13 protein-coding genes are annotated in these 23,463 nt (G+C 66.2%); 9 read left to right on the forward strand and 4 right to left on the reverse strand.

The features are described from left to right. Positions 1-82 precede the first annotated feature (82 nt). Both MTHMO_RS07630 and MTHMO_RS07635 read right to left on the reverse strand, forming a co-directional pair. A complete protein-coding gene (locus MTHMO_RS07630) occupies positions 83-1,438 on the reverse strand; it encodes an aminotransferase class III-fold pyridoxal phosphate-dependent enzyme (protein WP_202214241.1) in 1,356 nt (451 codons plus the stop codon). Positions 1,439-1,443: 5 nt separating this feature from the next. After that, on the reverse strand, positions 1,444-2,448 hold the full coding sequence (locus MTHMO_RS07635; RefSeq protein WP_202214242.1) for a trans-aconitate 2-methyltransferase: 1,005 nt from the start codon (positions 2,446-2,448) through the stop codon (positions 1,444-1,446). Between the two features lie 193 nt (positions 2,449-2,641). On the opposite strand from MTHMO_RS07635, the gene MTHMO_RS07640 reads away from it, so the two are divergent. Continuing rightward, a complete protein-coding gene (locus tag MTHMO_RS07640) occupies positions 2,642-3,265 on the forward strand; it encodes a gamma-glutamyl-gamma-aminobutyrate hydrolase family protein (RefSeq protein WP_202214243.1) in 624 nt (207 codons plus the stop codon). Here the strand turns inward: MTHMO_RS07640 and MTHMO_RS07645 are convergent. After that, a complete protein-coding gene (locus MTHMO_RS07645) occupies positions 3,235-4,845 on the reverse strand; it encodes a hydantoinase B/oxoprolinase family protein (RefSeq protein WP_202214244.1) in 1,611 nt (536 codons plus the stop codon). The two genes, MTHMO_RS07640 and MTHMO_RS07645, sit on opposite strands and share 31 nt — an antisense overlap. Positions 4,846-4,913: 68 nt before the next feature. Continuing rightward, the gene (gene gpmA, locus MTHMO_RS07650; RefSeq protein ID WP_202214245.1) at positions 4,914-5,663 is read right to left on the reverse strand and encodes a 2,3-diphosphoglycerate-dependent phosphoglycerate mutase; all 750 of its coding nucleotides are present in this window, start codon (positions 5,661-5,663) and stop codon (positions 4,914-4,916) included. 130 nt (positions 5,664-5,793) lie between these two features. Here gpmA and MTHMO_RS07655 point away from each other — a divergent pair, with 130 nt between their 5' ends. The 8 genes from MTHMO_RS07655 to treZ all read left to right on the forward strand — a co-directional run bounded on the left by MTHMO_RS07655 (position 5,794) and on the right by treZ (position 23,423). Further along, positions 5,794-7,125, forward strand: coding sequence for a TolC family protein (locus tag MTHMO_RS07655; RefSeq protein WP_202214246.1), 1,332 nt, complete (start codon positions 5,794-5,796; stop codon positions 7,123-7,125). Positions 7,126-7,128: 3 nt separating this feature from the next. Further along, on the forward strand, positions 7,129-8,391 hold the full coding sequence (locus MTHMO_RS07660; protein WP_237394836.1) for a TolC family protein: 1,263 nt from the start codon (positions 7,129-7,131) through the stop codon (positions 8,389-8,391). 33 nt (positions 8,392-8,424) lie between these two features. Further along, positions 8,425-9,264 (forward strand): hypothetical protein, encoded by an 840-nt coding sequence (locus MTHMO_RS07665; RefSeq protein ID WP_202214248.1) that lies wholly within the window; start codon positions 8,425-8,427, stop codon positions 9,262-9,264. Between the two features lie 49 nt (positions 9,265-9,313). Further along, complete coding sequence (locus tag MTHMO_RS07670) at positions 9,314-12,502, forward strand: efflux RND transporter permease subunit (protein ID WP_202214249.1); 3,189 nt, start codon at positions 9,314-9,316, stop codon at positions 12,500-12,502. A 73-nt stretch (positions 12,503-12,575) separates the two neighbouring features. Continuing rightward, positions 12,576-15,797 carry an efflux RND transporter permease subunit gene (locus MTHMO_RS07675; RefSeq protein ID WP_202214250.1) on the forward strand — a complete coding sequence of 1,074 codons (3,222 nt, stop codon included), beginning with the start codon at positions 12,576-12,578 and terminating at the stop codon, positions 15,795-15,797. Between the two features lie 178 nt (positions 15,798-15,975). After that, the gene (gene treS / locus MTHMO_RS07680) at positions 15,976-19,374 is read left to right on the forward strand and encodes a maltose alpha-D-glucosyltransferase (RefSeq protein ID WP_202214251.1); all 3,399 of its coding nucleotides are present in this window, start codon (positions 15,976-15,978) and stop codon (positions 19,372-19,374) included. Then, complete coding sequence (glgX, locus tag MTHMO_RS07685) at positions 19,367-21,538, forward strand: glycogen debranching protein GlgX (RefSeq protein WP_202214252.1); 2,172 nt, start codon at positions 19,367-19,369, stop codon at positions 21,536-21,538. The genes treS and glgX overlap by 8 nt, the downstream gene beginning before the upstream one ends. 64 nt (positions 21,539-21,602) lie before the next feature. Continuing rightward, positions 21,603-23,423, forward strand: coding sequence for a malto-oligosyltrehalose trehalohydrolase (treZ, locus tag MTHMO_RS07690; RefSeq protein WP_202214253.1), 1,821 nt, complete (start codon positions 21,603-21,605; stop codon positions 23,421-23,423). Positions 23,424-23,463: the final 40 nt, after the last annotated feature.

Here is a 23,463-nt window from a genome sequence, read left to right on the forward strand (position 1 = left end):
TCGACGACGCCTCGATAAGCCTGCCCGACTTCCGGATCTCCACCCGCCGTCGCCGCCCGCGGCAGTCGAGGAGCAGGCGGGATCAACAGCTTTCCGGCAGATCGAACGACGGCTCCCGGCACAGCCGGCGGAGCGTCTCTCCGAGCTGCTCGATTCCGGTCTGCAGCTCCTCCTCCGTGATCGTGAGCGGAGGGGCGACGAGCAGCACGTTATGCTTGCAAAAGAGGTAGACCCCGCGCGAAAGCAGCTGCTGCTGGAGCCAGCGGACTTCCGCCGAGGGCGGCTTATGCCATAGGGAAAGCGGCTCCCGGGTGTTTTTATCGCGGACCAGCTCGACGCCGAAGAAGGCTCCCATGCCGCGGACCTCGCCGATCAAGGGACTCTGCTTTTCGAGCTCCCGCAGCCCCCGGCGCAGCCACCCCTCGATCGTCCGCGCCCGCTCGAAAAGCCCTTCGTCCCGGTAGGCGGCCAGCGCCCCCAGCCCGGCCGCCATCGCCAAGGGGTGACCGGAATAGGTATGGCCGCACCAGAGCTGCTGCTCGTCGAAGGTCGCCGCAAGCCCTTCCCGCACCAGGACCCCGCCGAGGGGCACGTAGGCCGAGGTGACTCCTTTGGCGAAGGTGACCATGTCGGGAACGACCCCGAAGCGGCTCGCTCCGAATGCCGCCCCCAGCCGGCCGAACCCGGTCATCACCTCGTCCAAAATGAGCAGAATGCCGTACCGCCGGCACCGCTCGCTTACTCCGGCGAGGTATCCCTCCGGGGGGACGAGGACTCCGTTGGAGCCGACGACCGGCTCCAGAACGACGGCGGCCACCCGGCTCGGATCTTCGTGGAGCAACACCAGGTCCAGATGCCGGAGCGCCCGCTCGGTCTCCTCGGCTTCGCTCGCCGAGAAGAAGGGACTCCGGTAGAGGTACGGCCCCCAGAAATGCACCACTCCCGGAATCCCCGGCTCGCCCGCGAACCGCCGATACTCCCCGGTGAGCGTGCCCGCCCCCGAGGTCGAGCCGTGGAAGGATCGATAGGCGGAAAGGACCTTGTGACGGCCGGTGATCATCCGCGCCATCTTGATTGCGTCCTCGTTCGCCTCGGCGCCGCCCGTCGTAAAGAAAGTCCGCGCACCTTCCGGCCACGGCGCGCACTGACTCAACTGCTGCGCCAGCAGCGCTCTCTGATCGTGAAAGAAGGCCGGGGAGGCGTAGCAGAGGCGGGCCGCCTGCTGCTGGATCGCCCGGACCACCTGCTCCTTCCCATGGCCGAGATTGACGGCTACCAGGCCCGCGCTTAAGTCGAGGTAGCGGTTCCCCTCGGAGTCGTACAGGAAGCTCCCTTCGCCGCGGACGATCATCGGACCGGAGACCCGCTTCTGGATCGCCCAAGGGGTCAAGACGTGCTTGGCGTGAATCTCCGAGAGCTCCTTCGTCCAGCTTCCCATTTTGCTCACTTTCTCCTGCCCGCGACCACCAGCTCCGCTCCTCCTGCAAAGAAGTCGGCTTCCGCCCTCCAGCCCGCTTCCTCGACGGCCCCGATCAGCTCCTCCGCAGAGAGGAGCCGCGCGCCCTGGGCGTACTCGTGCAGATTCTGAAAAGCAAGGCTCCGCCGCGCGGGCTTGCGCAAGGAAACCAGGTCTTCCGGCCAACAGGGCTCCCAAACGAAGATCGCCCCGTCGGACCGCGTGATCCGATCGAGGAGGGCGAAGAGCTTCCGGCGGTCCTCCCAGAGATGGTGGACCACCCGGCTGACGACCACTAGCCGAGCCTTCTCCGGGCCGCTCCAAGAAAGAAGATCGGCCTCGATCCACTCGATCCGCCCGTCGAGCTCCTCCTCCCGCGCCGCTTCTCTCCCCTCGGCGAGCCGCGCCGCCTCACGATCGATACCGATCCCCCGCCACCGCGGAAGGTGCCGGAGCAAGCGGCGCAGGAGCCAGCCGTTTCCGCAGCCCAGATCGAGAACCAGCCCCTCCTCCTCGGCCAGCTCCGCGAAAAGCGCCGTCGCGGGAAGGATCTCTTCCTCGAATAGCGAAGCATGCTGCTCCTCCAAGAACCGCCCGAACCAAGGGAGGAGCTCGGGATCGATCAAAGCTCCCGGCCCCGGCCGGACGCCGGTCCGAAAAAGCGGAAGCAGGCGCAGGGCGACCGAAGGAGCGAAGACCGCTTCGATCGCGGCTAGCAGAAAGGAGCTCCCCTTGCCCGTCCCCGCGAGTCCCGCCTCGGCCGCAAGACAAAAGCGCCCCGCCTCCTCCTCCAGGTAGCCGAAAGCGAACCCGGCCCGGCACAATTCTTTCACGTAGCCGGAATCGAGCCCCGTCCGGCTTGCGATCTCCGCCGGGTCATGAGGACCCTCCCGGCGGAGGAAGTCGAAGAGCCCCGTAGCGATCCCCAAAAATCCGACGACCAGCCCTATCCGCTCTTCCCGGGCCGCGGCGATCGCCTCCTGCTCCGCCATATAGGCAGAGACTACGGGAACGGAGCTTCACCGACAATGCTTCTCCACGCTGGGGAACCCCCTTCCCATCCCGGGATGAGGCAGGCAGGCCTGTGGGGAGGAGCGAAAGAGACGGTCCGGGCCGCCGCCTCGCCCTCGATTCCTGCAAAAAAAAAAGGGCTGCGGCCCCGCCTTTCCTGCGACAGTATTGCGCATGCTCACCGTCGCTTCCTGGATCCGGGCCGAGGACGAAGCGCTATACGCCCGCATCTTCGAGCCGGCAGGCTTCTCGCTCCGCAACGCTCGGACCGAAGAGGTTTCGCCGGGGAGCGGGCATGGGCTGCTGCTAACCGGCGGCACCGACATCTCGGCTCCCTTTCTCCGCCAGGAGATCGACGCGCCGGATAAGATCCGCGCGCCCGATCCGAAGCGGGACGAGTGGGAGTTCGCCGCCCTCCAGTCGGCCTTGGCCCGGAGGCTTCCGGTGCTCGCGATCTGCCGCGGCGTTCAGCTCCTGAACGTCGCACTCGGCGGGAGCCTCCACCTTGACGTTCCGGGCCATGAGAACCTCGAGGACTCCCATACTCAGCCGCTCCGGCACGCGGAAGGGGCCGCCTTCCGGTTCCCCTTCGTCAACAGCTCCCACCATCAAGCCCTGGATCGGTTGGGAGCGGGGGTTATTGCGGAGGCTTGGTGCGCCCTCGACGGAATCGTCGAGCAGGTGCGGGTCGAAAGCTACCCATTCGTCCTCGGCGTGCAGTATCACCCGGAACGGGATCCCGACCGCTACCGCCCGCTCTTCGCGGCCTATTTCGCGGCGCTCCGAGGGGAGGGCTGACTGTCTCCGGAGACCGAGGGGCGGCCCCATCCCCCGCCGCCCGGCGTCCGAATCGAAAGGATCTGCCCCTTCCTACCCCGGAAGCTGATCTTGCCGGGAAGCGGCGTCTCCCCGGCTTCGTCGATCAGAAGGTTTTCGCCGCGCTCTCCGTTGGCACCACCTTGGAGCCCGTAGGGAGGAAAGCGCCTCCGGTCGGACAGCAGGGTGACATCCATGTCGCTCAAGAACTCGATCTCCCGGATCAGCCCGTCTCCGCCCCGGTGTTTGCCGGCTCCCCCCGAACCCCGCCGCAGCCGGTAGCGGACGACGCGGACCGGCAGCGCGTGCTCGAGCTCCTCCACGGGGGTGTTTCTCGAGTTGGTCATATGGGTGTGGACTCCGCTGTCTCCGTCTCCCCGGGGTCCGCCGCCCATACCGCCGGCGATCGTCTCGTAATAGGCGAAGGGGGAGCCCGAATCCGGGTGGATGCCGCCGAGAGTCAGATTGTTCATCGTTCCGCCACCCGCGGCGGGAATCCTTCCGGGGAGGGCTTGGGCCAGCGCCCGCAGCAGGACGTCGACCAGCCGTTGGGACGTCTCGACGTTGCCCGCGGCGACCGCGGCCGGAAAGAGGGCGTTGACCACCGATCCCGGAGGAGCCACGACCCGGATCGGGGCCAGAAGTCCCGCATTGGCCGGAACGTCCTCCTCCAGCAAGGACCGCACGACGTAGGAGACGGCGGAGAGCGCAATCGCCAGCACCGCGTTCACGCTCCCCTGGACCTGGGGCGCCGAGCCCGTGAAATCGACAAGAGCCTCCTCGCCCCGTTTGGCGATCGCCACCCGGATCGGAATCGGCTCCTCGCGGAAGCCGTCGTCGTCCAGGTAATCGACAGCCTGGTAGGTGCCGTCGGGAATTTCCGCCAGGAGCTTCCGCACCATCCGCTCCGTATAGTCGATCAGCGCCTCGGACGCCCGCTGCATCTGCTCCTCCCCGTACCGGCTCAGCATCTGCCGGAGCCGGCCTTCGCCGGTCCGGTTCGCCGCGAGCTGGGCCGCCAGATCCCCTTCCCGTTCCCCCGGGGTCCGCACATTGGCAAGAATCACTTGCAGCAGGGCCTGGTTCCATTTCCCGCCTTCCATGAGCTTGACGGCCGGGATCCGCAACCCTTCCTGGAAGATCTCGGAGGAGGCGGGCATCGAGCCCGGGGTCATCCCTCCGATGTCCGCGTGGTGCGCGCGACTGGCGACGTAGAAACGCGGGGAACGGGCCTCTTGTCCCGGGCCGAAGACCGGACTGACCAAGGTGATGTCGGGAAGGTGGGTCCCGCCTTCATAAGGATCGTTGAGGATCACCGCGTCGCCCGGGCCCATCGGCACCGCTTGAATCGCCCTCCGGACGGCGACCGGCATCGAGCCCAGATGAACGGGCATATGGTCGCCTTGGGCGGCCAGCCTGCCGCTCGCGTCGTAGACGGCGCAGGAGTAGTCGCGGCGCTCCCGGATGTTCGGCGAGAAAGCGGTCCGCCGCAGGACGTTCCCCATCTCCTCGGCCACCGAAACCAAGAGTGCCCGAAAGATCTCGAGTTGGATCGGGTTCATCTCCACATTCGCCAAGGGGCTTGCCCGCTTCTCCGGCGCCATCTCCAAGTCGAGGGGACCAAAAATCCTCAGCGTGCCCGGCCTTGAGCCGCCACGCACGCCGCGGCCTTGGCGACCTCGTCCTCCGACGCCAGATAGCGGTGGCTGACCGCCCGCAAATCCGAGTCGAGCTCGTAGATCAGGGGCATGCCGGTCGGGATGTTCAGGCGGACGATCTCCTCGTCCGAGAGCCTGTCGAGATATTTCACCAGCGCCCGCAGGCTGTTGCCGTGAGCCACGACGATCAGCCGCCTGCCCGCCAGAATCCGCGGCGCCAGTTCGGCTTCCCAGTAGGGGATCACGCGCTCGAGGGTATCCTTGAGGCTTTCTCCCGCGGGCAGATCCTTCAAGGGGACCGACGCATATCGGGGATCGTGGCGGGGGTGCCGCGGATCGTTCGGAGAAAGCAAGGGCGGGCGGATATCGTAGGAGCGCCTCCAGAGCAACACCTGCTCTTCCCCATACTTGCGCGCCGTCTGGCTCTTGTCGAGCCCTTGGAGCGCGCCGTAATGGCGCTCGTTGAGCCGCCAAGTGCAGACCGTGGGAAGCCACATCTGATCGAGCCGGTCGAGCACGCACCAGAGCGTGCGGATGGAACGCTTCAGAACGGAGGTATACGCTTCATCGAACCGAAAGCCGGCTTCCCTCAGGCGGTCGCCGGCCCGCAGCGCCTCCTCCTTTCCCTTCGGGGAAAGATCGACGTCCGTCCAGCCGGTGAAGAGATTCTCTTGGTTCCAGATGCTCTCTCCATGCCGCAGCAAGATCAGACGGAAGCTCATCCGTCCCTTGTAGCCGCCGCGGAGAGCCTCCGTCAAGCAGGCGCCCGAAGGGCGCGGGCCACCGCTACCGGTCGAAAAGAGCTTTCACCGCTCCTTGCACCGTCTTAAGACTCTCCGACAGCGCCTTGCCATGAACCTCCCGAGCCCTCTCCTCCTGCGTATCGCCGCCTGGCTCTCGGCAGGCTCGCTCTCGCTCATCGCCCCCTGCGCCCGAGCGGAAGCCGGCCTTCCGCCGGAAGCGGTCTTGCGAGCTCTGGCCGCCGAGTCCCGAGCCCAGAATTCCGAGTACCGCTCCTACGAAGCGGCAATCCAAGCCGCCGAGGGCCAGCTCGTCCAGCTAGGAATGCTTCCCAAGCCTCAGCTCATCGCCTTCGTCGGACCGTATTTGAGCACCGGAGGCGCGGGTCAGACGGTGCTCGGGTACCAGCAGGAGTTCGAGCTTCTCCAGCCCTTCTATTTTCCGGGCAAGGTCTCCCTCCGGAAGGCGGTCGCCCGCCGCGACGTTCTTCTAGCGCAGCTCCTGCTCAAGCAGTTCGGCCTTTCGCTCGAGGTGGCCGTCCGGTCGCTCGCCCACCAGCTCGCCGTCACCGTCGCCACCGCGGGAGTCGCCCAGGAGATCGCGGAGCGGACCAATTCGGTCATCGCATTCCTCGAGAGCCGCCCCAAGGCGGGCATCCTCGGGTACCTGGACGCCCGCATCCTGACGGGAAGCTTGATCGGCCTCGAGCAGGAAGTCCGGTGGCTCGAGGAGAGGCGCTGGTCGCTGGCGGCGCAGCTCAACGCCTACTTGGGGCGGCCGGCGGGTACCCCCGTCCCGGAGTTCCTGCTCCCGCCGGAATCCTTTCCCCCGCTCTCCGTCGAGCGGCTTTCCACGCTGGCGCAACGCCACAACGTCCTCCTGGAGATCCACCGGGTGATGATCGACCGGGCCCGCCGGCAACGGAAGGCGACGGAAATCGCCGGCTATCCCGACTTCGCCATGGGGCCCTTTTGGATGGCCTTCCAAGGGGTCAACTTCGACGCCGGGCCGGGGATCACGCTTACGGTCGGCTTGCCGGTCGGGAAGCCGGAAGTCCCCGGCATCGAAGGCGTCGCCTGGGCGGGCCAGCGCGGCAACTTGGCCACAGCCAAGGCGCAGGAGGAGCAGGCGATGGCCCTCTTCCCCGCGGCCGAGCGCAACGCGCAAAGCCTCCTCTACGCCCGCTTCTCCGCCTACGAGGCGGTGCGGAACCAGCTGGCGGTCCAGCCGCCCTCCCTGATCGCCTCGCTGCGGGATGCCGCCGCGCTCGCCGAGCGGCAGTATCGGATCGGGGCGATCGACGTCCATCGCTTCCTCGCCGCCCAGCAGCAATACCTGGCCGCCTTCCGCTCGGTGCAGGCCGCGCGGCTTGACGCCGCCCTGGCCCGGCTCGACCTCTTCTTCTTGACGGGAGGAGAGCTGGCGCCCAATGGTTCCCGCTAAATGATGGAAGCGCGCCTTTCCCTTGCCCTTATCTTCCTGCTCCCGGCCGCCTTCGGCGCGCCCGCCCCGGCGGCGAAGCCCAAAGGAGCGCTCGAGGCTCTTGTGGAGGAAGCGCTGGCGCGCAACCCCGAAATCGCCTATTACGAAGGGGCCATCGGTGCGGCCAAGGGACAGGTCGTACAGGCCCGGATCGTCCCCTATCCCCAGATCGAAGGATTCGCCGGACCCTGGTACAGCACCCCGACCGGGGGGGGGACGGCCCACGGCTGGATGCAGGAATACGCGATCTATCAGCCGGTCTTCTTCCCCGGAAAGATGTCGCTGGCCAAGGCGATCGCGGAGAAGGACGTGCGGGTGGCCGAGCTGGGGCTCCAGCAGTTCCGCCTGAGCTTGGCCACGCAGGTGCGCACGCTGGCCTACAGGCTCGGCGTCGTGACGGCCAATGCGCGGATCGCACGCGAGATCGCCGAGCGGGCGGCCGGCCTGGTCGACTTCCTGCGACGGCGGCCCGCCACTGGCGTCCAGGGGTATCTCGATCTCCGCATCCTCGAAGGCAGCCTGGTCGATCTCCAGCGGCTGGCGCGCGAGCTCGAGCAAAATCGGAGAGCCATCCAATCCCAGATCAATGCGCTGCGGGCCCGGCCGGCGGCGGCACCGGTCCCCGACACGATCTTCCCGCCGGCGCAAGCCCCTTCCCTGGACCTAGCCAGCCTTCAGGAACAGGCCAAGAACCGGAACTACGCCCTGCTGATGCGCCAGACCGAAATCGACCGTGCGGCCAGGTCGCTCGACGCGGCCAAGCTCGCCGCTCTCCCCGACTTTTCGGTCGGCCCCTTCTGGATCGGAGAAAAAGGGACCAACTTCGATCAGGGCCCGGGCCTGGTCTTTACCAGCGGGCTTCCGTTCTGGAACGACAACAAGGGCAACATCCTGACCGCCGAAGCGCAGCAGCGGCAGGCCGAAGCGCTCCACCGATCGGCGATCTGGAGCGTCCAGAGCGCGGTCGCCGCCGCCTTCGGCACCTACTTGACCACCCGCCGGCAGCTCGGGCAACAGCCGCACGACGTCATCACCCGGCTCCAGCGTGCCGCCGAGCTCGCCGACCGGCAGTACCGGCTGGGAGCGATTCCGGTGCAGACCTTCCTCGAAATGCAGCGTCAATATCTCTCCTCCGCCCAAGCCCTGTACACGGCCGCATTGGACCTGCAAACCGCACTCCTCGACTTGGAAAACCTGACGGCGGGGGCCATGGTCGCGCCCCGATGATCCGCATAGCTCCCCAAGAGGCCACCCGATACCGTGATCCCGCTTCTCACCGCGCCCCGGAAAGGAATCGCCTGCGCTTTCGGCTCCTGGCTGATCCTCTCGCCGCTGGCGGCGGCCGCCGAAAGCGGCGATTCCCCCGGCCTTTCCTCTTCGGGAGAGCCGAAGATCGTCCTCGAGGAGGCCCACCCGAAAAAGGAGGCCGAAGAGCCTCCCCGCCTTGTCGCGGGCAAGGGGCTCCTCCTCAGCGAGGTGACCCGCACGGCTCTGGGGATCAAGACCGTTCCGGTGATCGTCCACAACTTGACTCCTCTCCTGAGCGGAAGCGCGCAGGTCTACCAGGCCGCCGCCGAGCGAGCTCGGCCGAGCAGCTCGACGCGGCCCGGGGTCGCCTACGCTACGGTCTTCATCGATCCGAAAACGGCGGAGAAGCTCAAGGTCGGCAATCCGGTGCACGTGCGCCGCAAGGGTCAGCCGGCGCCGGGGGAACCCGAGAGGCCGGGGAAAATCTTTCAGATCGACCGGCAGCTCGTTCCGGTGACCGGGCAGGCTGAGCTCCTGATCGAGTTTCCCGACCCCGCGAACGACTTTCCGGTCGGCGCCTGGATCGAATTCACGACACCCCTCGGGGAAGATGCCTCCTATCCGGCGGTTCCCCAGAGCGCTCTCCTGGCGACGCCCGAAGGCAACTTCGTCTACGTCTGGGACGGCCGCTTCTACCGGAGGACGCCGATCGCCGTCGCCTTCTCGTCCGACGGGCTGGTCGCCTTCGTAGGCGATCCGCCCGCCGGCACGCCGGTCGTTTCCCGCGGGGCGGAAGACCTCTGGCTGCTGGAGCTCTCGCTCCGCCAGGGTGCAACCCAGGGTTCGTATTGAAGGCGAATTGTGCTAGCCTCGGTTTCCTTCCCGGACCAGGGGGATTGCAATGATCCGGCGGATTTTGGCGTTGGCTTTGCACCGGAGGCAGCTCATCCTCTTGGCCGCCGTCGGGCTGTGCGCTGCCGGCTTCTGGTCGGCCCTCCGGATCCCGATCGACGCGGTGCCCGACATCACCAGCCCCATGGTGCAGGTGAACACCGCCGTTCCGGCCCTGGCCCCCGAGGAGATCGAGAAGCTCGTCACCTTCCCCTTGGAAATCGAGCTTTCCGGCATCCCCGGGATGGAGACGATGCGCTCGCTCTCTAAGTTCGGGCTCTCCCAGATCACGATGATCTTTCGGGACGGAACCGATCTCTACCGGAGCCGCCAGCTGGTGAGCGAGCGGCTCCTGACAGCCGCCGGCAAGCTGCCGCGCGATTTGACTCCCACCATGGCGCCGATCGCCACGGGATTGGGGGAAATTCTCTACTACACGCTCGCCTACCGGCCGGACGCCAAGGAAAAGCCTCCCTCCGAGATGCTCCAGCTGATGGAGCTGCGCCTCCTCCAGGAGTACACCGTCAAGCCGCTCCTCCGCATGGTGCCGGGGGTAGCCGACGTGAACACCAGCGGAGGCTACCAGAAGCTCATCCTGGTCGAACCGAGCCCGGAGAGCCTCTTCCACGCCGGCATCACCGCATCCGATCTCGCTTCCCTGATCGGAAAGAACGTGGAGAACGCGGGAGGAGCGGTCATCGACCAAGCCGGTCAGCAGCTCTTCGTCCGCTCGCTCGGCCGCGTCGAGGACATGGCACAGATCGAACGGCTGCCGGTCAAGTACGGGGGATCGGCCAAGCCGATCCTCGTTCGCGACCTAGCCCGGGTCACCGTCGGGCCCAACATCCGGACGGGGGCGGCGACCTGCAACGGAGAGGAGACCGTTCTCGGCACCGTGCTGATGCTCATCGGAGAAAACGCGCTCACGGTCGCGCGGCACGCCAAGGAGAAAATCGCCGAAATCCAAGAGCGCCTCCCCCCCGGGGTCGAGATCCGTGTCGTCTACGATCAGTCCGACTTAATACGCCGGACGATCCACACCGTCATCCGCAACCTCTCGGAAGGAGCGCTGCTGGTCATCGGTGTCCTTTTTGTCCTGATCGTCGATGTCCGCGCCAGCCTGCTCGTCGCCTCGGTGATCCCCCTCTCCTTTCTTTTCGCGCTCTGCCTGATGCCGCCGCTCCATGTTTCGGCGAACCTCATGAGCTTGGGGGCGATCGATTTCGGCCTGCTCGTGGATGGAGCGGTCGTCATCGTGGAGAACACGATCCGGGAGCTTGCCCGTCGCCGGCGGGAGCTCGGCCGGCCGCTCACCCCTGTCGAAAGGCGTTCGGCCGTCCTCTCCGCAGCCGAGCAGGTCGGCCCCTCGGTCTTCTTCGGCGTGCTCGTGATCGCCGTCGTCTACCTTCCGATCCTCGCCTTGGGCGGGATCGAAGGGAAGATGTTCCGGCCGATGGCGCTGACCGTGATCCTGGCCCTCTCCGGCTCCCTGCTGCTCGCGCTCACCTACGTGCCCTCGGCCGCATCGCTCTGGCTGAGCGACAAGCTCCAGGACCGGGAAAGCCCGCCGATCCGATGGGCGCGCGCCCTGTATACGCCCGCGCTCCGGTGGGCGCTCGGCCGGGGCGGGCCCATCCTGGTGCTCTCGGTCTTCGGCCTCTTCGCGTTCTCCCTCTTCCTCTTGAGCCGGATGGGTGCGGTCTTCGTCCCCCGGCTCAACGAGGGCGCCTTCACCGTGATGATCTACAAAGCTTGGTCGACGGGGTTGCCCGCTTCGCTGGAGATGGAAAAGCAGACCGAAAAGATGCTCCTGGCGCGCGTCCCGGAGATCTCCCTGGTCTTCTCCCGGGCCGGCACTCCCGATATCGCCACCGACCCGATGCCGCAGAACGAGAACGACACCTACATGATCCTCCGCCCTCCGGAAGAGTGGCGGAAGGAAGGAGGGAAGCCGATCAGCCGAGACCGGCTGATCGAGATCATTCAGCGGGAGATCGCCACCCGGGCTCCGGGGCAGCAGACGCTCTTCGGCCAGCCGATCGAAGTGCGCTTCAACGAGATGCTGGAGGGAGAGAAGGCCGACCTAGCCGCCAAATGGTACGGGCCCGATTTCGACGTCCTCGAGCCCCTGGCGGTCAAGACTGCGGAGATCCTCCGGAAGATCCCTGGGGCGATCGAGGTCGAAACGCAGTCGGCCGGCCGCGCGCCTTCGCTCGAATTCTCTCCCGATCGGTCGGCGATGGACCGGTATACCGTGGAAGCCGGCGAGATCAATTCCGCGGTGGCGACCGCGATGGCCGGGCAGGTCGCAGGGACGATGATCGACGGCGAGCGCCGCTACCCCGTCGTCGTCCGCCTTCCCGAAACCTTGCGCTCCGATCCGCGGGCGATCCTCCGGCTGCCCGTGCGCAGCGAATCGGGGGGATTGCTGCCGCTGGGAGAGGTCGGGAAGTACAGCGTGGAAAACCGGGTGCGGATCATCCGCCGATCGGGAGGAATCCGCTACCAGCCGGTACAGGTCACCTTGGGCAGCCGGGACGTGGTCGGCTTCGTCCGTGAGGCGCAAAGCCGCATCGCCCGTCAGATCGAGGCCCCCCGGGGTTACTTTCTGGAATTCGGCGGACAGTACCAGAACCTTCTTCGCGCCCAGGCCCGTCTTTCGGTGATCGTTCCGGCCGCCCTCCTCCTCATTTTCTTCCTGATCTTCACGGCCCTGGGCGATCTCCGGCAGACAATCCTCGTCCTGCTGAGCGTGCCGGTTGCGATCACCGGCGGCGTCTTCGCGCTCCGGTGGGCCGACCTCCCCTTCAGCCTCTCCGCCGGAGTCGGCTTCATCGCCCTCTCGGGAATCGCGGTCCTCGCCTCCCTGGTGCTGGTCGCATTCTTCAACCAGCTCCGGCACCAAGGATACCAGGTGGCCGACGCCGTCCGGGAAGGATGCCGGATCCGCCTCCGCCCGATCCTCATGACGGCCACGGTCGCCAGCCTGGGCTTCCTGCCGATGGCGATGGCTCACGGCGCGGGGGCGGAGGTCCAGCGCCCTTTGGCGATCGTCGTCATCGGCGGGGTGCTCTCCTCTACGCTCCTCTCCCTCCTCCTGCTGCCGACCCTCTACTCCTGGACGGAGCAGTGGCGGGAAGGTGCGCGGACAAGTCGGCCGCCCGCCGAGGAAAAGATCTCCCGGTCTCTGGAGGGATGAAGAAAAACCCGCTTCCCCCGCTTCCGCTCTCACCGAAGGAGCCGCCCCGAGGGGATCCGGCACGGAAGGCGTCGTGATTTTCTCTTTGCTCCGCTTCGCCGTCCGCCGCCGCGAGTTCATCTTCCTCGCCTCGGCAGGCTTGCTCGCGATCGGCCTCTGGGCGGCTTTCCGCCTTCCCATCGACGCGGTGCCCGATATCACCAGCCCCATGGTGCAGGTGAACACCGCCGTTCCGGCCCTGGCGCCGGAGGAGATCGAAAAGCTGGTCACCTTCCCGTTGGAGGTCGAGCTTGGCGGCCTCCCCCGGCTCGAGGTGATGCGCTCGCTCTCCAAGTTCGGCCTTTCCCAGGTGACCCTGATCTTCCGGGACGGGACCGATATCTACCGGAGCCGGCAGCTCGTCGCCGAGCGGTTGCTCGCGGCGAAGGCGAAGCTCCCGCCTGGCCTGACCCCCACCTTGGCCCCGATCGCCACGGGGCTGGGAGAGATCCTCTACTACTCCCTAGCCTACCGTCCGGAGGCGAAGGACAAGCCTCCCTCCGAAATGCTCCAGCTGATGGAGCTGCGGCTGCTGCAGGAATACACCGTCAAGCCGCTGCTCCGGGCGATTCCCGGAGTCGCCGACGTCAACACCAGCGGCGGCTACGAAAAGCTGATCGTCGTCTCGCCCACCGCCGAGAGCCTTTTCCACGCTGGCATCACTCTTCCCGAGCTCGGCGCGCTCGTCGGCAAGAACGTCGAGAATGCGGGCGGAGCCGTCATCGAAGAGGCGGGCCAGCAGCTCTTCGTCCGCTCGCTCGGACGGGTGGAAGACTTGGGGCAGATCGAGCGGCTTCCGATCAAATACGCGGGAAGTCCTCGTCCGCTGCTGGTAAGCGATTTGGCGAAGGTCGCGGTCGGGCCGAACATCCGTACGGGGGCGGCGACCGTCAACGGCGAGGAGGCCGTGGTCGGCACGGTGCTCCAGCTGATCGGAGAGAACGCCCGGGCGGTCGCGGCGCGCGTCAAGGATAAGATCGGCGAAATCCGCAAGCGGCTTCCCCCCTCCGTCGACCTGCAGATTCTCTACGACCAGTCAAAGCTCGTCGACCGCACGATTCGCACGGTCGTCGAGAACCTCACCGAAGGCGCCCTGCTCGTCATCGGGGTCCTCTTTCTCTTGGTCGGCGACGTCCGGGCAAGCCTGCTCGTCACCTCGGTCATCCCGCTCTCCTTTCTTTTCGCCCTCCTCGCTATGGGGCCCCTGCACATCTCCGCGAACCTGATGAGCTTGGGCGCCATCGATTTCGGCCTGCTCGTCGACGGCGCGGTCGTCCTGGTCGACAACGTCTTGCGGGAGCTGGCCCGGCGCGATAGCCGCCTCGGCGCGCCGCCGGATGCCCGGAGGCGGCTCGCGACCGTGCTGCGCGCCGCCGAGCAGGTTGGGCCCTCAGTCTTCTTCGGCGTGCTCGTGATCACCGTAGTCTACGTCCCGATTCTCTCCTTGGGCGGGATCGAGGGGAAGATGTTCCGTCCTATGGCATTCTCGGTCATCCTGGCCCTTTCGGGCTCTCTCCTCCTGGCGCTCACCTACGTTCCGGCAGCCGCCTCGGTCTGGATCCGGGGGAGCGCCCCGGGTCAGGAGACATGGCTCATCCGGCTCGCTCGGAGGGCCTACCAACCCATCCTCCGGTGGACGTTGGACCGCGGCGGGTCCCTGGTCGTGGGCCTCTCCTTCGCGGCCTTCGCCCTGGCTCTCTGGACGCTTGCGCACATGGGATCGGTTTTCGTCCCGCGCTTGGACGAGGGGGCCTTCACAATCGAATTCTACAAGGCGCCGTCGATCAGCCTGGAAGCTTCGGTCGCGATCGAAAAGGCCACCGAGAAGATGCTCCTCTCCCGGATACCGGAAGCCGAGATTCTCTTCTCGCGTACCGGCACCTCCGAGATCGCCACGGACCCGATGCCTCCCAACGAGAACGATCTCTACATGATGCTCCGGCCCCGCGCGCAGTGGCGCAAGGAGAACGGCCGCCCCATCACCCGGGAACGGCTCATCGAGATCATCTCCCGGGAAGTCGAAACGCGGGTTCCCGGGCAGACCATGCTTTTCGTCCAGCCGATCGAGATGCGCTTCAACGATATGCTCGAAGGCCAGCGAGCGGAGCTCGCCGTCAAGTGGTTCGGCCCCGACTACGACATCCTCGAGGGGCTGGCGGCGCGGACCCAGGAGATCCTCCGGACGATCCCGGGGGCCCTGGAGGTCGAGTTCCAGTCGGCGGGCCGCTGTCCTTCCCTGGAGTTCATCCCTGACCGAGCGGCGATGGAGCGATATGTCGTCCAATCGGCGGAGATCAACGCCGCAATCGCCTCCGGGGTCGCGGGAGAGCCGGTCGGGACCGTCATCGACGGGGAGCGCCGGTATCCGATCGTGATCCGGCTCCCCGAGGCGGATCGGAGCGATCCCGGCAAGGTCCTCTCCCTGCCCGTCCGGAGCGAGAACGGCGGCTTGCTGCCGCTCAAAGAAGTCGCCGGCTACGCGGTCCGGGACCGGGTCCGCATGATCCAGCGGGGGAGCGGCATCCGCTACCAGGTGGTGCAAGTGACCCTGGGCAGCCGAGACCTGGAAGGGTTCGTCCGCGAGGCGAAGTCCCGGATTCTGCGCGCCGTGCCGCCGCCGCCGGGCTACTTCCTCGAGTTCGGAGGCCAGTACCAGAACCTCGTGCATGCGCAGGCCCGCCTGGCGGTCATCGTCCCGGCGGGCCTCCTGCTGATCTTCTTCTTTCTCTATACGGCCCTGGGCAGCATCCGGCAGACCCTGCTGGTGCTCCTCAGCGTCCCCGTCGCGGCGACCGGCGGGATCTTTTCCCTCCGGCTCATGAACCTGCCCTTCAGCCTTTCGGCCGCTGTCGGCTTCATCGCCCTCTCCGGCATCGCCACCCTCGCCTCGCTTGTGCTCATCTCCTTTTTCAACCAGCTGCGGCTGGAGGGGAAGCCCGTGCGGGAGTCGGTCTGGGAAGGCTGCCAGATCCGGCTGCGCCCCGTGCTCATGACGGCGGCCGTCGCCAGCCTCGGCTTCCTGCCCATGGCCCTCTCGCAAGGCGCCGGGGCCGAAGTCCAGCGCCCTCTGGCGCTGGTGGTCATCGGCGGCATCCTCTCTTCGAGCCTGCTCTCGCTCCTCCTTCTGCCCACGCTCTACTGCTGGACGGAGCAGGAACGCAGGAGGCCGGCAGCTCTGGAGCCTCCGGCCATAGCGGAAGAGATGCTTTCCGCCGGCGGCCGGATGTCCGTTCGTCCGGACGGGAAGCCGTCCTGAAGCCGCCGCCCGGCTCCCGCAAGCAGAGCTCCGATCCGCGCCTTCCCGCCCCCTTCCGCAACGGAGGCGGGAAAATCGCCCTCGCCTCGCTTTTCCCTCCCCCTTTGCGGCCGAGGAGCCGCGCAAACCGCTTGCCGTTTGCCCCAAACTCAAGCACCAATCAAGGAACGACACGACCATGCCCGGCGCAGCCACAGACGAACAGCGCAACGGGGAAACCCGACCGGCCCTTCCGGCTCCGCCACGCAGGCGCAGGCGTCGGGGCGTCTTAGCCGCCCCTTTGGTCGAGCCGCCCCCGCACTGGTGGCTCGACGCCGTCATCTACGAAGTCCACGTCAAAGCCTTCGCCGACGGCAACGGGGACGGCATCGGAGACTTCGTCGGCCTGGTCGAAAAGCTCGATTATCTCAAGAAGCTGGGCATCACCGCGATCTGGCTTTTGCCCTTCTATCCCTCGCCGCTGCGCGACGACGGCTACGACATCGCCGACTACTACGGCGTCCATCCGAACTACGGAACCCTGAAGGACTTCGTGCGCTTCCTGGAAGAAGCCCACCGCAGGAACATCCGCGTGATCACCGAGCTTGTTCTCAACCACACCTCCGACCAGCACCCCTGGTTCCAACGGGCGCGCCGCTCTCCGCCCAAGAGCCGGTGGCGGAACTATTACGTCTGGAGCGATACCCCGAACCGCTACACCCAGGCCAGGATCATCTTCCAGGATTTCGAGAGCTCCAACTGGACGTGGGATTCCACGGCCCGGGCCTATTTCTGGCACCGTTTCTACTCCCACCAGCCGGACTTGAACTACGACAGCCCCGACGTCCGGAAGGAAATCCTTGCAGTGATCGACTTCTGGCTCGGCTTGGGCGTCGACGGGCTCCGGCTCGATGCGGTGCCCTATCTCTTCGAGCGGGAAGGCACCAATTGCGAGAACCTTCCCGAAAGCCATGCCTTCCTCAAGGAGATCCGCCGTTACATCGACAGCCGCTACGCCAATCGGATGCTCCTGGCGGAGGCGAATCAATGGCCGGAGGATGCGGCCGCCTACTTCGGACAGGGAGACGAATGCCACATGGCGTTCCACTTTCCGGTGATGCCGCGTCTCTTCCTAGCCATGCACATGGAGGAACGCTACCCGATCGTCGATATCCTGGAGCAGACGCCGCAGATCCCGCCTGGCTGCTGCTGGGCCACCTTCCTCCGCAACCACGACGAGCTTACGCTCGAGATGGTGACCGACGAGGAGCGGGACTACATGTTCCGGGTTTATGCCAAGGATCGGCGAGCCCGCCTCAATCTCGGGATCCGCCGCCGGCTCGCCCCGCTCTTGCAGAACAACCGGAGGAAGATCGAGCTGCTGACGATCCTCCTCGTTTCCCTGCCCGGCACCCCGATCCTCTATTACGGGGACGAGCTCGGCATGGGAGACAACATATATCTCGGGGATCGCGATGGGGTGCGCACCCCGATGCAGTGGAGCGCGGACAAAAACGCCGGATTTTCCCGGGCCAACCCGCAAAAGCTCTATCTGCCGGTCATCATCGACCCGGAATACCACTACGAGACGATCAACGTCGAGCTCGAGGAGAACAACCCCTCTTCCCTGCTCTGGTGGACGCGCCGCGTCATCGCGATGCGGCAGCGGTTTTCCGCTTTCCGCCGGGGAACCCTCCGGTTCGTCCATTCCCAGAACCCGAAGGTACTCTCGTTCCTCCGCACCGACGGGACTCAGAACATTCTCGTGGTCATCAACCTCTCCCGGTTCAGCCAGGTTGCGCTCCTCCCGCTGGCCGACTTCCTCGGTTGGGTTCCCGAAGAAGTCTTCGGATGCGCGCGCTTCCCCGAGATCAGCGACAAGCCTTACCTCTTCACGCTCAGCCCCTACGCCCATTTCTGGCTCCAGCTCCACCCTCCGGCCACGACCGCATCGATCTCGCGGGATAGGATCCCGTTGATCGCCGAGCCGCCGACGATCGACTTTTGGCTCTCGGAGCGGGGACAAGCTTTCGCGAGGGAAGCCCTTCCCGACCACCTCGGTAGGAATCGATGGTCGCCGCGATCCGTTCGCCGGCTCACCCAAGCGGTTGCGGAGGATGCCGTCGAGGTCGAGACGCTCCGGCCCTTGGGGCAGCCCGTGCAGGCGGTCCTCTTCCGCCTCGCCTATTCCGAAGGGGAAGCCGGGCTGGCGTTCTTCGTCTGGATGCCCATCGAGGGCGAGGAGGCCGAGCGCCTCATCCAGCGCGAGCCGCAAAAGGTCTTCGCCCGCTACGTTCGCGACGGCAAGACGGGTGTCCTGATGGACGCTTTCCTCGACCCGGCTTTCCGCGCCTGGGCGCTCGACTGGATCGCTTCCCGCCGGCGCCTTTCCTTAAAAACAGGCGTCGTCCAAGCCCGCCCGGCGGCCTACCTGGAAGAGCTCCGCCGCAAGGGAGAGCTTCCTACCGATTCGGAGCTTCTTCCCGATGCCCCGCAGAGCCGCACGGTCCTCTACGAAAAGAGGTTCGCCCTGCGATGCTACACCAAGCTCGAGGAGGGGCCGAATCCCGACGTCGAGATGGCCCGCTACCTGGCGGAGCATAGGCTTTTCCCCTTTGTGCCCCGCTACTCCGGCACCCTCGATCTCCACACGCGGCAGGGAGGTGTAGTAGCCCTGGCTCTCCTGCAGGAACTCCCTCCGGTCGAGACCGATGGCTGGTCCTTGGCGCTGGATGCGGCGAGCCGCTTCCTGGAAAGAGCCCTGGGCCAGAGGTCGGTTCTGGCCGATCTCTCTCCGCTCTTGGGTTCCGCGCCGGAGCGTTGGCCGCAACCGGTGATTCAACTCCTCGAAGGCATCTTCTGCGAGCAGCTCCGCCTCCTCGGCGGACGGACCGCGGAGATGCACCGGGTTCTTTCGAGCGAGACGAGCGATCCCGCCTTTTCCCCGGAGCGGTTCACCCCCTGGTCCCAGCGTTCGCTCTTCCAAGTGGCGCTGGAAACCCACAGGCGCATCGGCCGCTGGTTCGACCTCCGCCCGGAAGCGGAAGCCGAGCGCCGGGAATGGCAGGCCGTCTCCGCCCCGCTCGAAAAGGCTCTGGCCTCCTTCCTCGGCCCCGTGATCCCCGCGACGAAAATCCGAGTGCACGGCGACTACCATCTCGGAAGATTGCGTTTCACCGGCAAGGACTTCCTGGTCGCCGACTTCGAAGGAGAGTTCTATCGGCCCCTTTCCGAACGGAGGCTCAAGCGGCCCGCCCACCGGGACGTGGCGAGCCTCATCGCCTCCCTCCACGCCGCCGCCTTCGCCGCGCTCCACCGAAACGGAAGCCTGCCGGAAGCCGACCATAGGTGGTTGCAGGGGGCCGCGGAAGCCTGGTGGTTCTATGCAAGTCACGTCCTCTGGCGGAGCTATCGGGAACGGCTGGAAGGAGCGCCCTGCTGCCCGGCTTCCAAGGAAGATTCCGCCCGGCTTCTCGGGTTCTGCCTTGTGGAGCGCGGCCTCACCGAACTCGACTTCGCGCTGCGTTGGGAGCCCGAGGCGGCAGCTACCCGCCTCCGCTTCCTGAAAACCATCCTGGAGCACCGCTTCTATGTTTGAACGGATCCTGCCGGGAAATCCCTACCCCTTGGGCGCTTCCTGGGACGGCCGAGGAGTCAACTTCGCCCTTTTTTCCGCGACCGCCGAAAAGGTCGAGCTCTGCCTCTATTCCGAAGACCGCCGCGAGCTCCAGCGGATTCCGCTGAGCGAATCGACCGGCGAGGTCCGGCACGCGTACATCCCCGGAATGCTGCCGGGCCAGCTCTACGGCTACCGGATTTCCGGCCCCTATGAACCTGCGCACGGCCACCGGTTCAATCCGAACAAGGTGCTCCTCGACCCCTACGCGCGGGAAATCGGCGCCGATCTCCAGTGGGATGACTCCCTTTTCGGCTATTCCATCGGTCACCCGGACCAGGATCTGAGCTTCGATTCCCGCGACGACGCCGCCTTCGCGCCGCTGGCCCGGGTCGCGCACACGGTATTTCCCTGGGGAGAGGACCGTCCGCCGCAGGTGCCCTGGCACAAGACGATCATCTACGAAGCGCACGTCAAGGGCCTGACCCGGCGGCACCCGAAGATTCCGCCGGAGCTCCGGGGCACCTACCTCGGCCTAGCCCACGACGAGATGATCCGCTACTTCCTCGCGCTCGGCATCACGGCGATCGAGCTTCTGCCGATCCACCATCACGTCGATGAAAGAGTCCTAACCGAGAAAGGGCTTTCCAACTACTGGGGCTACAACACGATCGCTTTTTTTGCTCCCGATTCCCGCTACGCGGTTCCTAACTGCAGCCTGACGCACACCGAGCAGTTCCAGTCGATGGTCCGCTCGCTTCATCTTCACGGGATCGAGGTGATCCTCGACGTCGTCTACAACCACACGGCGGAGGGCAACCAGCTGGGACCCACCCTCTCGTTCCGGGGCATCGACAACGCCTCCTACTACCGGCTTTCGCCGGAAGATCCGCGCTACTATGTCGATTTCACCGGCACCGGAAACACCCTGAACATGCGCCACCCTCGCGTGCTCCAGCTTATCATGGACAGCCTCCGCTATTGGGTGACCGAAATGCATGTCGACGGCTTCCGCTTCGATCTGGCCAGCAGCTTGGCCCGCGAGTTTTTCGAGGTCGATCGCCTTTCGGCCTTCTTTGACCTGATCCAGCAGGATCCGGTCCTCTCCCGCGTGAAATTGATTGCGGAGCCCTGGGATCTGGGTCCGGGAGGTTACCAGGTCGGGAACTTTCCCGTCGGCTGGGCGGAGTGGAACGGCAAGTACCGGGACTGCGTCCGCCGCTTCTGGAAGGGAGAAGGAGGGGTGGTATCCGAGCTGGCCAGCCGCCTCGCCGGATCGAGCGATCTCTACGAGGCGAGCGGAAAGCGCCCCTACGCCAGCATCAACTTCATCACCTGCCACGACGGATTCACCCTCCAGGACCTGGTCTCCTACGAACGGAAGCATAACGAAGCCAACGGAGAGGAAAACCGCGACGGCACCGACGCCAACTGGAGCTGGAACTGCGGCGCCGAAGGGCCGACGGACAATCCGGAGATCCTGGCGCTGCGCACCAGGCAGAAGCTCAACTTCTGGCTCACCCTGCTCACCTCGCAAGGAGTGCCGATGATCCGGGCCGGCGACGAGCTCTGCCAGAGCCAGTCGGGCAACAATAATGCCTACTGTCAGGACAACGAGCTCTCCTGGCTTGATTGGGAGCCGACGAAGGAAAAGCTCTTCTTCATCCAGCTCGTGCAAAAGCTCATTTGGCTGCGACGCAAGGAGCCGGTCTTTCACAGGCGCCATTTCTTTCAAGGGAGATCGATCTACGGGGCGGACATCCGCGACGTGGTCTGGTTAAACCCGTCCGGAAAACCGATGGACGAAGCGGAATGGAGCTCTCCGGGAACCAAGTGCCTCGGAGTCCGGCTTTCCGGCGACTTGACCGGCGTTGTCGACGAATTCGGGGCTCCGGTCCAAGGCAGCTCGATGCTCGTGCTCTTCAACGCTTCCAATGCGCCGGTCCGCTTCGTGCTTCCCAAGAGGCGCGCGGGTCTGAGCTGGGAGCTGGTCATCGATACCGCCCAGCCGACTTCCGCCCCTCCTCCGCCCGCGGCGGGAGGGGAGTACACGCTCGAAGGGCATAGCAGCGCCCTCTTCCGGGGAGAACGGCCGGCGGAGCCGCTGCCCCCCGGAGAATTTTTGGAACCGATTCCCGGCGAATGACGCCCCGTCACGGACGACCCAGCCCGGAAAGAAAAAGCAAGGCCGAACACAACCAGGAGGACTTATGAATCCAGGCACGTTTCTTACCCCGGACGGATGCCGCTTTTGCGTCTGGGCTCCGGACCGGTCGCGCTGCGAGCTGGTCCTGGTCGGCCCTGCCGAGGGGATCTATCCCATGGAAAAGGACAGCGCCGGCTATTGGACCGTGACGATCCCGGGGGTGCAACCGGGCTGGCTCTACCGGTACCGGCTGGACGGCCGGGAGGAGTTCCCGGATCCCGCTTCCCGGTGCCAACCCCAAGGAGTCCACGGCCCCTCTCAAGTCGTGGACGATTCGTTCCCGTGGACCGACCGGTCCTGGCGGGGGCTCGCCCTGTCCGACTACGTCCTCTACGAGCTCCATGTCGGCACGTTCACCCCGGAGGGGACTTTCGCCGCGATCCTCCCGAGGTTGCCCGAGCTGCGCGAGCTGGGAATTCGGGCTCTCGAGATCATGCCCGTGGCCCAGTTCCCCGGAAGGCGCAACTGGGGCTATGACGGCGTCTATCCCTTCGCCGTGCAGGTCTCCTACGGAGGAATCCACGGCCTCAAGACCCTAGTGAACGGCTGCCACGAGGCCGGGCTGGCGGTCGTCCTCGACGTCGTCTACAACCACTTCGGCCCCGAGGGCAACTACCTGGCCCGATTCGGCCCCTATTTCACCGACAGCTACCGGACCCCGTGGGGGCCCGCGGTCAACTTCGATGGAGCCGGGAGCGACGAGGTGCGCCGCTTTTTCCTGGAGAACGCCCGCAGCTGGTTCTTCGAATTCCACGTCGACGCCCTCCGGCTCGACGCGGTGCATGCGATTCACGACGAGTCGGCCTTCCCCTTCCTCGAGGAGCTGGCCCTTCGGACGCAAGACTGGGAACGGGAGCTCGGCCGGCCGCTCGTCCTCTTCGCCGAGACCGACCGCAACGACCCGCGCCTCGTCCGCCCGCGGCCCGGCGGCCTCGGCTTGCCCGCCCAGTGGTGCGACGACTTCCACCACGCGCTCCACGCCCTACTGACCGGAGAAAAGCACGCCTACTACGTCGATTTCGGCGGCATCGCCGACCTCGCCAAGGCCTTTTCCCAAGGATATGTCCTCGACGGGCGTTTTTCCTCCTACCGGCGGCGGCGGCACGGCGCTCCTCCCGACGGGATCCGGCGCCATCAGCTCGTCGTCTTCGCCCAGAATCACGACCAAGTCGGCAACCGGGCGCGGGGGGACCGGCTCTCGGTTCTGGTCGATTTCCCTTCCCAGAAGCTGGCGGCCGCCGCCCTCCTCCTTTCCGGCTTCCTCCCTCTGCTCTTCATGGGCGAGGAATACGGAGAGCGCCGTCCATTTCCCTATTTCGTCGACCACGAGAATCCGGAGCTCCTGGAGGCCGTTCGGAAGGGGCGGCAGCGGGAGTTCGCCGCCTTCCACGACGTGGCGGGGACGGAGATCCCCGACCCGGCCGCGGAGGCGACCTTCGCCTCCGCCGTCCTCCAATGGGAATATCGCCACGACGGAAGCCACGGCGTTCTCTGGGAACTGCACCGGGAGCTGCTCTTACTGCGCCGGCGCTTCCCGATTCTCCAGCCGCGCGAATCGATCGAGGTCGCCGCCGCGGCGGACGAGCCGTCGGGCCTCCTCCGCTTCCGCCGGCGGAGCCCGGAGGCCGAAGCCGAGGTTTTCTTCAACTTTTCCTCCGGTCCGCGGCCGGTTGCGATCGAGACTGACCGGCCGCCGGCGGGGAAGCTCTTCGATAGCGAAGAGCCGCGCTGGCTGGGGACGGGGGCCGTCGCTCCCGGTCGCCTCGAACCGGGAAGCGTGCTGATCCTCGCTCCGCGCAGCGCCGTCCTCTACATAAGAGAGTGACGCTTCGGGCCAAGCTTTTTCCATCGTTTGCGCGCTCCGC

Source organism: Methylacidimicrobium sp. AP8, from assembly GCF_903064525.1.
In the GTDB taxonomy this organism is placed as follows: Bacteria; Verrucomicrobiota; Verrucomicrobiia; order Methylacidiphilales; family Methylacidiphilaceae; genus Methylacidimicrobium.

What these genes read in the sequence shown, in the direction of transcription:
- MTHMO_RS07630 (WP_202214241.1), bottom strand. Translation starts at nt 1,438, where the DNA reads ATGGGAAGCTGGACGAAGGAGCTCTCGGAGATTCACGCCAAGCACGTC.
- MTHMO_RS07635 (WP_202214242.1), bottom strand. Translation starts at nt 2,448, where the DNA reads ATGGCGGAGCAGGAGGCGATCGCCGCGGCCCGGGAAGAGCGGATAGGG.
- MTHMO_RS07640 (WP_202214243.1), top strand. Translation starts at nt 2,642, where the DNA reads ATGCTCACCGTCGCTTCCTGGATCCGGGCCGAGGACGAAGCGCTATAC.
- MTHMO_RS07645 (WP_202214244.1), bottom strand. Translation starts at nt 4,845, where the DNA reads ATGAACCCGATCCAACTCGAGATCTTTCGGGCACTCTTGGTTTCGGTG.
- gpmA (WP_202214245.1), bottom strand. Translation starts at nt 5,663, where the DNA reads ATGAGCTTCCGTCTGATCTTGCTGCGGCATGGAGAGAGCATCTGGAAC.
- MTHMO_RS07655 (WP_202214246.1), top strand. Translation starts at nt 5,794, where the DNA reads ATGAACCTCCCGAGCCCTCTCCTCCTGCGTATCGCCGCCTGGCTCTCG.
- MTHMO_RS07660 (WP_237394836.1), top strand. Translation starts at nt 7,129, where the DNA reads ATGGAAGCGCGCCTTTCCCTTGCCCTTATCTTCCTGCTCCCGGCCGCC.
- MTHMO_RS07670 (WP_202214249.1), top strand. Translation starts at nt 9,314, where the DNA reads ATGATCCGGCGGATTTTGGCGTTGGCTTTGCACCGGAGGCAGCTCATC.
- treS (WP_202214251.1), top strand. Translation starts at nt 15,976, where the DNA reads ATGCCCGGCGCAGCCACAGACGAACAGCGCAACGGGGAAACCCGACCG.
- glgX (WP_202214252.1), top strand. Translation starts at nt 19,367, where the DNA reads ATGTTTGAACGGATCCTGCCGGGAAATCCCTACCCCTTGGGCGCTTCC.
- treZ (WP_202214253.1), top strand. Translation starts at nt 21,603, where the DNA reads ATGAATCCAGGCACGTTTCTTACCCCGGACGGATGCCGCTTTTGCGTC.